Genomic DNA, 12,011 nt, shown 5'->3' on the forward strand with positions numbered 1-12,011 from the left:
GTGCTCGACCACCGCGCGCTTGGGCGTCGAATGACCGACGCCCTTTCTCATCCACCAGGAGCAGAGAGTGAATCGCACGCGATGGAAGTGGGTCGCCAGGCAAGCCGGGAGCGTGGTCTTGCTGGCTTTGGGATTGATGTCGACAGAGGTGCTCGCGCAATGCGCCTATTCGAGCATCCAGGCGCGGTTCCAGCTCTCCTCCACGGGAGGCTGGGTGGCCAGCGGCACGGTCATCCAGGGACAGCGCTTCAAGGTCGGGGTCCTGGTGAATGGCGGCAGCACCCTGGCGGCGCGCGAGTACGTGGCCCTGCGCCTCACGGGTCCCAGCGGCTTCGAGGTGCGTCCCCCCGTCAACGGCGTCTACGTCGAGGCGCCCTACAGCGGGACCTATACGTTCGAGGCCACGTGCAACAACAGCACCCTGACGTCCTCGGCCACGCTCACGGCGGATGTACCGAGCACGGGCACGCCCGTGCAGCGGCCCAATCTCCGCGCGATTGGCTTCCGCTCGGGGACGGAGCTCTACGGCGGATACACCGGGAACCAGACGCAGATTGATGCGTGGGACCGGGCGAGCCTGGAGAAGGTGGTCGAGGCGGGCGCGGTCGCGACGCATGTGGGCTTCAGCTGGTCGGACATCGAGCCCGTGCGCGGCGGGGGCTTCAACTGGACGGGCGCGGACGCGCAATACGCGCTCGCGCGAGAGAAGGGCCTGGTGGCCTTCGCGTTCAGCGGAATGACGCCGTTGTGGGCCTTGCCCGCGGGCAGGACCGCGCCGCACAAGTCCCCGCCGGATCCGCAGTACACGGCGGACTTCCAGTACTTCTTTCGCGAGCTGTCGGCACGCTACTGCCACAAGATTCGTTACTACGAGTTCTGGAACGAGCAGAACGGGTGCGGGTGGATCGACGACCAGTGCTCGAACGGGCAGCAGGCTCAAGCCGAGCTGTATGCGGACTGGCTGAAGCTCTGGTACGTGGCGATGAAGGAAGGGTGCCCGGACGTGGTGCTCGCCACGGGTGGTTTGGATTGCGCCAGCTACACGGGGCCCACGGCATGCGCTGACTACATCGGGTGGATCTACAACCGCATCGGCGGGGAGTACTTCGACGCCGTGTCCATCCATCCGTATGGCCAGAAGGTGCCCACGAGTGACGCGGATCCGTACCTCAACATCGACGCGCTCCAGAACGTGCGCGGGGTGATGGTCAACCATGGGCAGCCCTGGAAGAAGATCTGGGCGGACGAGTGGGGCTACAACACGCCCGCGACGCTGGAGGGGCTCAAGGGGCGGATGATTGAGCGGGCCCTGAACTGGTTCGAGGATCCGACCCACGACTATGTCTTCCAGTCGCGCTACCTGACGGTGCAGGACACGGGCGAGCAGCCGGTGGACCACAACTATGGTCTGTGTGACATCAACGCTTCGGTGAGCCCGCCGGTGCTGACGCCGCGCACGGGGCATCAGGCCTACCGCGAGCATGTGCTTGGCGTGGGCGGGACGGTCCTGCCGCTGCAGAACGCGACCATGGAGTTCAACACCACGCCACAGTACGGCGGCCTGGCGAACTGGGGCCCCAACGGCGGATGGGCGAACCACGAGCAGTATGCGCGTCCGGCCAACCAGTTCCTGGGGCAGATGTTCGGCTTCTACTCGGCGGGGACTGCGGAGACGGTGGGCCAGCTGCTCCCGAACAACCGGTTCCAGGCGGGGAAGACGTATGTCTTCAAGAGCTGGGTGCATGGCGGCGGAGACAACACCGGCGTCGTGCCGTTTCAGCTCGGCTATGCGCAGACGGATGGGAGCTTGTCCTCGTGGGCACCGCTGGCCACGCAGCTCTACGCGGTGGGCAACACCTGGTACGAGGCGGCCGGCGTGAGCTTCACGGTCCCGGCTGGGAGCCCCGCCATCGGGAAGCAGATCATCGTCCGCTTCGGCAAGGGGAGCGACGGTGGCATGAGCGACATCTGGTTCGACAACCTGAGCCTGACGATGCGCTGAACCCGGTGCGCGTCATCCCGGGAGAGCCGACGCCCGAGCCTGGATGACGCGCCCGAGCTGAAGCAAAGAGCCGGCGAGGCTGCGAGCCCACGCCTTCGCCGGCTCCCTTTGGGGTGCGAGCCCAGTGCGAAAGCCTGGACACGCGTCCCTTCGTGCCTCATGCCGCCTGTCCTGTCGCCTGCTCCATGTCATTGCGCGCAAGAGGGGGATGCTCATGTTCCGGACAATCGCAGTGCCCCCAAGGAGGAACAAACCATGGACGGACAGCTCCAATCCGCGCGGTCGAGCATCAGCGACAAAATCTCGGGTGCCTACCTCACCACGCGGGATGGCACGCAGATCTACTTCAAGGACTGGGGCCCCAAGGATGGGCAGCCGGTGGTCTTCTCGCATGGCTGGCCGCTGAGCGCGGATGCCTTCGAGGACCAGATGAGCTTTCTGGCCAGCAATGGGTATCGGACCCTCGCGCATGATCGCCGAGGCCACGGGCGTTCGTCGCAGCCGTGGGGTGGCCACGACATGGACACCTATGCGGACGACCTCGCCGAGCTGACCGCGGCGCTCGACTTGCGCAAGGCCATTCACGTGGGCCACTCGACGGGAGGTGGCGAGGTCGCGCGCTACATCGGTCGTCATGGCACCACGCGGGTGGCGAAGGCGGTGCTGATTGGCGCCGTGCCGCCCATCATGATCAAGACGGACTGGCATCCGAACGGCTTGCCCATGAAGGTCTTCGACGACATCCGCGCGGGAGTGCGCAACGACCGCTCCGCCTACTTCTGGGAGCTGAGCATGCCGTTCTACGGCTTCAATCGGCCGGGAGCGAAGGTCTCCGAGGGCTTGAGGGAGAGCTTCCGACTCCAGGGCCTCATGGGTGGACTGCCCGCGATGTACGACTGCGTGAAGGCGTTCTCGGAGACGGACTTCCGGGATGACCTGGCGCGCATGAACATCCCGACCCTGGTGATGCACGGAGACGCGGACCAGATCGTCCCCTTCGAGGGCGCGGGCAAGCTCACGGCCACACTGGTGAAGGGCGCCACGCTGAAGGTCTACCCAGGCGCCCCGCACGGCCTGTGCTCGACGTTGAAGGAAGACATCAACCGAGACCTGCTGGCGTTCATCCGGGGCAACTGAGGCCCAGGGCTTCAAGCCGGTGGGGCGAGAGCACCAGCTCCGTCCCACCGGCCGCTGTCGTGCGGGAGTCCCCTGGATTCAGCGTCCCTTGAAGTAGTGAAACCACCTGGGCGTGTTGCGCAACTGGGTCACGAGCCATGCTGGCAGGAATGAGGCCAGGTCGAAGGTCGTCCCGTTGTCGGGCTGGATGCGATTCGAGGCGTTGAAGGCGGTGTGCAACGCTCCGTTCAACTGCCGGAATCCGGGCTGAGTGTGGCTGAGGTCATGCGGATTGCCATTGCACTCGCCATTCGCGAAGAACCAGTACCACATCTCCTCCGCCTCATCGTGATCGTGCGGAATGAGGGCGGCAGACAGTCCGAGCAATGAGCCGAAGATCCGCCAGAAGTAATACCACCGGGCTTCATCGAAGGCGTAGCCCTGGGGCTGGTTCTGCTGTCTGTCACGCCACGCCTGCGCGGGCACATAGGAGAAGGTCAGCAGCGTGAAGGCGACGCCGCTCTGGTTGTAGAGGGGCCGGCCCGCGTGGGTGTATTGCTTCAACAGCCGATTGTGCATCATCCCGAGCAGCAGCGTCGTGAGCAGGCTTCGCTTCTGGTAAATCGAACGCCAGACCCCGTTCATGTTGCCCCAGAGAATGCGGAGCATGATGCGCGCCGTCTCCATGACTCGGTAACGCAAGACATTGGGGTTCCGGAAGTGCTGGAGGCGGGTGAACAGCGTCTCGATGTCCCGGTGAAGGTACGTCGCCTTGAAGGAGAAGCCGTTGAGGGTGTTGACGGAGGGCACCTGGGCGAAGACATAGAAGGCCTCGTCTCGGGCCGCCTCAAAGGCATCCGCGAAGGCGTCCGCGGTGACATGCCCGACGATGTTCGCCACGTCCGCGCCGCGAGCGCTGTTGAACAGGGCGCGGGCCAGCTCGCGATCGCCGTAGGACGTGCCCCACCAGCCCTCCAGCGCGGCGAACGCGCCGAGCGACGGACGGTAGCTGGGTGCGCCGGTCATGGGCGTGGCTCCCTGGTGGGCCGTATCCCAATGCTGCCGGAGCGCGAACATCAACTGCTGCTGCGCCGAGTACATCGCCGAGTAGAGGGAGTCATGCGCCGGCAGGGGCGTATGGAGCAGATGACTCACATCCTGACCGCGTACAAGGAAGGGCGGGGGCATCGGAGCAGATTACCCGACTTCCTGTCTTGGCGCCTCTTTGGGGACGCCGCTGAACAGGGCGGCGAGGCCCATGCAACTATCGCTCTTGCGAGTACCCGGGCCTGGCCGTTCGGCTGGATTTCCGCATCCCCTGAGCCCGGCGCTCGCGGCGGCTCGCAATCGCCTGAAGGAGCTTCTCTCCCTCGGACTTCGGACGCGTGGCATCAATGAAGGCTGCGACTTCGCTCAGTGTTCTCGGGCGATAGCCCGGGCCTCCGCAGCCACACGATCTGTAATCAAACCCGTATGACAGAAGGACGCGGACCTTCTCCCACTGCTGTGCGTCGCTCTTCGGAGGAACCTTGAAGTCCAACCCCATGGAGTGCATGGGGGCCCGACACTGCGGGCACTTCACAGGGCCCGACTGCGGACCTGGATGGTCGCTGGACATGAAGAGGGGCCATTTGAAGCTCTTTCGGCACCTGAAACAGGCAAAGCGTTCCTTGTAGGGGCCGTACATCGCGTAACGACACATGGCGCTGCCTCTCGGTGAAATTGGCGCTCCCGGGACGGGGTTGCCTGGTGCGCCTGACGCCGGGGCTTATCATGCTGTGCCTTGGGGTGCTCCGCCCCATCAGCTACCTTGAGCGGTTGACGGACGATGAGAAGGTGATTGGAGAGTGTCTTCGCGCCGCGGTGGAAGGTCCCTTTTTCCCGGAGTGGGAGTTCCAGACGCTTTTGGGTCTCTCGCGGGCCGAGGTTGCGGCGGAGCTTGCGACGTGGCCTGCTACCGGTTCGCCTGAAGATCAGGATCTTGCGGTCAATAACGCACTGAATAATCACCTCACGTATCCCCATCGACAGTGGGCCGAGTGGCCCAAGTACATCTCGGTTTCGGAAGACGAGGTCGATGCGGTCTTCGCCCGGTGGCGTGCAGCCAATAAATAGCGGGGCGGAGGACTGCTGCGACTCGATGGAATTGTCGCTGAAGAACGGCTCGTGGCACGCCGGCGCCCGGCGTGCCATGGGCGTTGTTTGATTGGGCTCAGGAGGTGGGGTCAGGGCGTTGGGCGGCGGTGACTCGGGTGGACATCGTCCACAGCAGGGCGCGGAAGCGCTCGGGCGCCTTCTCTGGCTTGATTCGATCGTAGACGTCGAGGAGTTGGTCGTTCGGGATCTGGGCGTACGCCGGCGCCTCGGACGGCTCAGTTTCAGGGATGGCCGCGCGGTGTCTGGCCACGATCGCGGCCATCTCCTGAAGATCAGGTGCACCTTGTGACGGAGTGCGGGCCAAGGCGGCCTTGCGGAACGCCGCTCGCGCCAGTCCCACCCCGATCAAGGTTTGAAGGACCAATCCCACGCAGGAGCTTGCGACACTGGGCGACTGGCTCTCCGCGATGAACGCCAGACTGACCAGTCCCAGAAAGCACGTCACGCCTATCGCTGACCAGCCGCCAATCTCCCACCACGTTTCCTTCATCACGTCCTCCCCTTGGACATGAACTGTGCTGGACGGTGCAACGATCTCGCAAGCGACTCCACGATGGAGACGACCTTCGAGAGCGCGGGCGCTCGCTCCCTTCAGTCGATGGGGCTGTGAGGAAGGGGCACCTGACGGGCCCGGTTGTTCCTCCTCGCTGTGTGGGCCCGTCGGCATCGAGCCCGGCGCGAGGCTTCGCGACAGCCTCGCTCCCTTCGGTGCCGCGCAGTGCTCAGAGGGTGCAGGTCTGGAGGCAGTTCTTGCTGAGCAGCCCGGCATTGTAGACGGTGCCATCGGGGCGTTCGCAGTAGATGAACTGGCCGACTCCCTGGCGCCCGTTAGAGCAGGCGACGCACTCCATCACCTTCGAGGACGTTTCCCCGGGAGGGCAGTATGTCGCAGAGAGCGCGCTGGTGCCGACCTCCACCGCCGCGGAAGTCGCCTCCTCTGTAGCGACTCCCTGACCACATCCTGCGAGGAGCCCGGCGACTGCGAAAGCGCTGAGAATGGACTTGTGCACTCGAAGGCTCCTGCTGGATTGCAGATTATTCTGCAATCCGTGAATAGCACAGGCGGCGTGTGGCGCAAATCGTGCCGGGGCCTCGACCCGGGCTCGTGATCGATTGACGCCATCCACGCATCAAACGCGATTCGCTGTCCTGCCGCGCCCCTTCAACCGAGTCCTCTCGGGTGCAGTCATCTTGCGTGGGCTGGAGGTCGCCGGGCTCGCAAGTGACGTTGAGATGGAGGCACGGAACGGCGAGCCCGCGCCGGCTGTGGTGGAAGTCGCCCAAGATTCGTTGCTTGAAATGTCCGTTGAATATCCGCCCGCAGTTCGCGTCCTGGCGGTCCTCCAATTTTGGCCCCAGGCATAGGGATAGTCAGTAGGACGGCTGTCCCTGCTTCGCCGTGCTCAATGCAGGTGTGCTGAAACAACGAGACGGGAGTTTCATGCGAATCACAGTCGCTCAGGCTGACGGCACTGTGATGGGACCCCTGGTTACGTATGAGGGTACGTACGTAACGCTCATTGAGTCCTATCCAGGTGTTGGAAAGCTGTTTGTGACGCGCACCTTGGAAAGTGGTGAAGTCGCGGGCGGCTTCTCACCCTGGTTCACCGTGCCTACCTGCGACGTGACAGAGAACACTGCGTTTATTTCAGAGTCCCATCCGGGAACGCCAGAACTCGTAGGGGGAGCCGGTAGGGCGTTCGTAGTGATTCGAGAGACTCTTGCCGTGACCCCGACGCATTATTTGAACAGTGGAGGCAAGTGCACCCCTCTGCCCGGTGCGCCCAGAGAGATGAAAGTCTCACGGATTCTCCTGATGCATCCCGCTTCGGCAACAGACCCCATTCTGGTCGCGCTTCCGTTCAAGGTTCCGGCGCCTCGGATTCTTCAGCCCAGTTATCCACTCTGGGGGGAAGGCGCCTCGTCGCGGGTGGGCCTCCGTGGGGCGGTTGACGGCCACCCATGGGCCCGCTCGTTCGAATGTCTTTGCCTGAAGGAAAAGGGGAAATCTTGTTGCTGACGAGGCGGGGATGCCGCGGCTGGCCGGTGCTGAGCAATCGGTATCCATGGGGCGCAAATGCTTGCGGAGCTGATTCAGCACCGCGACTCGCTGAGCTGTATCGAGGCCAGCCCTGCGGGGGAGCTCGGTACCGGCGGATGTCACTGTCCGCGGATTGCGGGCCACGTCCCGGGCTCGTAGGTTGGACGGGCTCAACAACGGGACGATGAGGTCGAATGTGGCAAGTCGTGCATTGGTGCTCGGTGGTGGCGGGGTGGCTGGGATCGCATGGGAGATAGGTGTGCTGGCCGGACTGGCCGAGTCCGGCATCGACGTCACAAGTGCCGACACTGTGATTGGAACGTCAGCGGGTGCGGCGGTCGCCGCGCAGGTCACCAGCGGACTGTCGATGGAGGAGCTGCTTGCCCGGCAGGTGGAACCGGCGCTGCAGTGTGAAGAGCTGGTGCCGGCGCTGGAGATTCCGGCGCTGTGGGCGGCGATCGGCGCCATCGTGAACGAGTCGAAGGACATCGACGATGCGCGTCGTCGTTTCGGTGCGCTGGCGCTCTCGGCGGACACGGTGAGCGAGTCCGCTCGGCGCGCGGTCATCGCGGGCCGGCTGCCCATGCACGAGTGGCCGCAGCGCCGGCTGATGCTGCCGGCGGTGGATGCACAGACTGGTCTGCCCCGAATCTTCACCAACGACTCGGGTGTCGATCTGGTCGACGCCGTGGCCGCCAGCTGTGCGGTGCCCGGTATGTGGCCGACGACCACCATTGGGGGCGCGCGCTATCTCGACGGCGGTATCCGTTCGAACGAGAACGCCGATCTGGCAGCCGGATTCGACCGGGTGCTGGTGCTCAGCGTGATGGCGCTGCCCGGGGCCGCGCAGTGGCGAATCGACCTGGACTCCCAGGTCGCCGCGCTGCGATCGCACGGCTGTCGAGTCGAGGTGATTCGAGCGGATGGCGCCTCAGTGGCCGCCTTTGGCACCAACCCGCTCGACCCCACCACCCGGACACCTTCCGCGCAGGCCGGTCTGGCGCAGGGGCGCGCCGAAGCGGACCGGATCCGTTCGCTCTGGCTGTGATTCAAGGCTGTCGCTCCCAGACATGCGGAGACTCGCGAATGCGGCTGGAAAGGGTGGGGCGCTGCTGCTCCTGCGCTCCACCGCGAGCGTCCAGTCCGACGGCATGGCGGGGCCGCAGTTCGAGGCCCACTGCCTGGATGGACTGTCCATCGAGGTGGCCTGGAGCCGGCATGGTGGTGCCGGACGCAGGGCCCGCATGTCGTGGAGCGCGCTGTGTACCCGGCCCTGGATCTCGCCAGCAAGGGGGTGGATGTCGCGCTAATGCTCCAGGACTCCATCGAGGACTGCCAACCGTGAGCAGTCCTCAGTGCATCTCAACGGCGTGGACTGGGGCTGGGCCGTCGTTAGTGACAGGGCAAGAAGTAGTCAGTGATCTTGTACGCCGTTACCGTGCCGCCGTGTTGGGGCAGGGCGCTGCACGTATAGCAACTGGACCAGCCGACCTCCGTCGTGTAGGTCGCGTCGCTTTAGAACGTGGTCTCATATAGATTGACGCACGCCAGCAGAAGGTCGCCCTCTGACGTCTCGACGTCGGAGCCCTCCGTGGGGCCGCTGTCAGAGACAACGCCACCAACGCGCCTCCACCAATTCCCCTTTCAAGGACTGGGGCAAGCTCTTCCACAGCAGCGCCGCGGCCTCCGCCATCGCGGACCGCCTCGTGCACAAGGGACTGCTCGTCCGGATTTCTGGCAAGTTTCGCCGCTCCGACCATGAGCAAGAGCTCGACGCGGCCTGATTCATCTCTCTGCAGGACTGACGGCCGGCAAGCCTCGAGCTCTCGCAGATCGCTCTGCCGGCCGTCCTGCGTCCACCGATCGCGGCTCGCGCGGTCGAAACGCCGCGCCTTCTCAAGATCGTCTCCAGCTGGCCACGTTGACGAGCGCGGACTCGTGCTCGGTGGGACCGAGCTTCCACTTCCTTCGGGCGATGATCTCCGAGGTCTCTCGCACTGGGGCGTCGAGCGGAGCGGCGTGAACTGATCGGTGCAACAGGGACCATGCTGGGGCTAGAACGTTCTGTGGCGGACATTGGTAGGCCCGCCGGGCAATGGCTTGTGATTGGTCTATCACGATGGGGACCGGTGCTTCCGGCTTGGCGCTCACCGGTTTCGGCCTCCAGAAAGTCTCGAATTCGTGTTAAGTGGTGATTTGCTTGAGTGGCGACTTGCTCTCTGGTAGCTGCGGCAGCGCAACCTTCATCCTGGTAGGAGTCGCGATGCGGCTTATGAGAATCGGTGTTGGCTTAGTTTTGATGATGCTCTCTGTCGCGGGAACAAGCGCCGCACAACCGAGCAAGGGAGACTTGCCTCAAGGCACATCGAGCCCCTTGATCAGGTCGAATAACCGAGTCCCGGGGCAGTACATCATTGTCCTCAAAGATCCGCAGCCTGGCATTGCTGCGCAGGAGACGTCTGCAGTCGCCACTAACCTAGCCTCTCGATTCGGTGGCCGCGTGACGTTTACGTATGAGCATGCTCTGCGAGGTTTTGCCGCTCAGATGTCGGATGCTCAGGCACGGGCCATGGCGAGCGACGCCGCAGTACAATATGTCGAGGAAGATTCGTACGTAAGGGCGGATGAATTGGCTTCGCAATCATCCCCTCCGTACGGCCTGGATCGCATCGATCAACGCGACTTGCCACTGGATGGCTACTATCGATACATGACTGGGTCGACCGTTAATGCCTATATTGTCGACACAGGTGTCAGGACGACGCATGTGGATTTTGAAGGGCGCGCCACGGCGGACTTTACCGTGATTGATGACGGCTACGGGGCCGGTGATTGTAATGGACATGGGACTCATGTTGCGGCGACGGTTGGGGGCGAAACGTATGGTGTTGCCAAGGACGTTCTGATTCATTCGGTTCGTGTCCTTGATTGTTCGGGTGTGGGCACCGTCGCAGGCGTTGTTGCTGGTGTGGACTGGGTGACAACTCATTTTGTCGCTCCGGCTGTGGCAAACGTAAGCATTGGTGGAGTGACGTCTCAAGCGATCGATGATGCAGTCCGGCGGTCGGTTGGGGCGGGGGTTGTGTACGTGGTTTCTGCGGGGAATGATGGCGTCGATGCCTGCCAGGGGTCGCCCGCTCGAGTCGCTGAGGCAATCACGGTTGGTGCAGTCGATCGCGCTGATGTGCGCCCCTCGTTCTCAAATTGGGGCGGGTGTGTGGATTTGTTTGCTCCGGGGGTCGATATCCTGTCGGCTTCGAATTCCGATGATCAGGCATCGCGAGTGTTGAGCGGAACGTCAATGGCTGCACCTCATGTTACAGGGGCGGTAGCTCGCTATCTGGCAATGGACCGAGGGGCTACTCCGGCTAAGGCTGCTACAGCGCTGCTAGCCAACTCTACTCAGGCCCGGGTCCTGAATGCTGGGTGGGGGACTCCTAATCGCTTGGTGTATGTTGGCTTCACAGGAGGAATGCTGAACAATGGGAGCCCCATGCTCGTCGGGAATGAGTCACTAAATCCGTCGGTAGGGGAAGTGCAGTTTTTCTACTTCGACGTTCCGGCCGGATACGCTCGACTTGATTTCTTCATGAGCGGTGGGTCGGGTGATGCGAATATGTATGTCCGAAATGGGGATTTCCCATCGCGTGATGTTTATGCGTGTCGACCGTTCGTTGGGGGGAGTACTGAGTCGTGCACGTTTTCGAACCCTGCTGCTGGACGTTGGTATGTGATGATTGATGGATACAGCCGCTTTGCTGGAGTCTATCTCGGTGCGGTGTATAGCAACCCGCTGCAGAATGGGGTCCCCGTAGTTGGAATTGGTTCGACCTTTTTCCCGCGATTTTATACGCTGAATGTGCCGGCAGGAAAATCTGGGGTTCGATTTGATACGTCGGAGGGGAGTGGCAGTGCTGATGTGTATGCCAAAATAGGGGGCATGACGATGCCTGGAGCCGACTGCGTATCGGCCGTGAAGGGGACTGTCGAGAGTTGCTTGATTCATAATCCTCTCCCTGGGACGGCGTTTGTTGAGGTTTCGCCGGCGTTCTGGAGGCACGGTTTTTGGTCAGGGGGATTTAGCTATAGCAACGTGACGCTCGTAGGGACGTATTATTGATTTCATCCGGCGGCATGGACGAGCTCAATATTTCCGACCTGCACCTTGGAGCGAGAGCCCCAGTCCCACAGTAGACAGATAAAGGAAGATGCGGAGCCCGTTCTCCGCGTCTTCCGAGTTGAGGTTAGACCACTGAAGTTAAGGCCAGTGTCTGGATCCGCTCTCCATGCGGCCCAGGAGTTGTTTAGGTCTTCCATCCAGACGCCCAGGCTGACAGCTCGGGCCTCCTGTTGGATGTCACGACCGCGCGCCAGGACTCCACCGAGGACCACCACCGGCGGCTGTCCTCAGCGCTGTGCAACGGTGTCGGAGCACAGGGGCAGCGAGGTGATCCAGCACGTTGCTGAGTCAGTGCTCGACGCGCCTCGCCCTCAATGTGAACTGGATCAGGAACTGCGCTCCAACCGCGCCGAGCCCGTCGCCGAGAATGGTGCCAAGTCCGTCTTCGGTGACGGCGGTCACCCGCCAGCCCGAAGGGAACACGGACACCACCATGGCGCCAGGGGTGGAGACGACCTTCAAGAAGCGCGGGTCTTCGATCCACACGAGCGCGGAGAAGCGCGAGATTGGAAGGC

General features: G+C 63.2%; 8 protein-coding genes. 5 read left to right on the forward strand and 3 right to left on the reverse strand.

Annotated features, from left to right (window positions below):
• The first annotated feature begins 67 nt into the window (after window positions 1-67).
• Together JGU66_14060 and JGU66_14065 are read left to right on the forward strand one after the other, a co-directional pair.
• Complete coding sequence (locus tag JGU66_14060) at window positions 68-2,002, forward strand: carbohydrate binding domain-containing protein (GenBank protein ID MBJ6761894.1); 1,935 nt, start codon at window positions 68-70, stop codon at window positions 2,000-2,002.
• A gap of 255 nt (window positions 2,003-2,257) precedes the next feature.
• On the forward strand, window positions 2,258-3,139 hold the full coding sequence (locus tag JGU66_14065) for an alpha/beta hydrolase (GenBank protein MBJ6761895.1): 882 nt from the start codon (window positions 2,258-2,260) through the stop codon (window positions 3,137-3,139).
• 78 nt (window positions 3,140-3,217) lie between these two features.
• On the opposite strand, the gene JGU66_14070 is transcribed toward JGU66_14065, so the two are convergent.
• Window positions 3,218-4,273, reverse strand: coding sequence for a DUF2236 domain-containing protein (locus tag JGU66_14070; GenBank protein MBJ6761896.1), 1,056 nt, complete (start codon window positions 4,271-4,273; stop codon window positions 3,218-3,220).
• Window positions 4,274-4,867: 594 nt separating this feature from the next.
• Here JGU66_14070 and JGU66_14075 point away from each other — a divergent pair.
• A complete protein-coding gene (locus JGU66_14075; GenBank protein ID MBJ6761897.1) occupies window positions 4,868-5,233 on the forward strand; it encodes a hypothetical protein in 366 nt (121 codons plus the stop codon).
• A gap of 97 nt (window positions 5,234-5,330) precedes the next feature.
• Here JGU66_14075 and JGU66_14080 read toward each other — a convergent pair whose 3' ends face one another.
• Window positions 5,331-5,765 (reverse strand): hypothetical protein, encoded by a 435-nt coding sequence (locus JGU66_14080; GenBank protein ID MBJ6761898.1) that lies wholly within the window; start codon window positions 5,763-5,765, stop codon window positions 5,331-5,333.
• Window positions 5,766-7,512: 1,747 nt separating this feature from the next.
• On the opposite strand from JGU66_14080, the gene JGU66_14085 reads away from it, so the two are divergent.
• Window positions 7,513-8,364: a patatin-like phospholipase family protein gene (locus JGU66_14085; GenBank protein MBJ6761899.1), complete on the forward strand. Its 852-nt coding sequence runs from the start codon at window positions 7,513-7,515 to the stop codon at window positions 8,362-8,364.
• Window positions 8,365-9,588: 1,224 nt separating this feature from the next.
• Window positions 9,589-11,436 carry a S8 family peptidase gene (locus JGU66_14090; GenBank protein MBJ6761900.1) on the forward strand — a complete coding sequence of 616 codons (1,848 nt, stop codon included), beginning with the start codon at window positions 9,589-9,591 and terminating at the stop codon, window positions 11,434-11,436.
• A 348-nt stretch (window positions 11,437-11,784) separates the two neighbouring features.
• Here the strand turns inward: JGU66_14090 and JGU66_14095 are convergent, their stop codons facing one another.
• The gene (locus JGU66_14095) at window positions 11,785-11,958 is read right to left on the reverse strand and encodes a hypothetical protein (protein ID MBJ6761901.1); all 174 of its coding nucleotides are present in this window, start codon (window positions 11,956-11,958) and stop codon (window positions 11,785-11,787) included.
• Window positions 11,959-12,011: the final 53 nt, after the last annotated feature.

The organism is Myxococcaceae bacterium JPH2 (genome assembly GCA_016458225.1).
In the GTDB taxonomy this organism is placed as follows: domain Bacteria; phylum Myxococcota; class Myxococcia; order Myxococcales; family Myxococcaceae; genus Citreicoccus.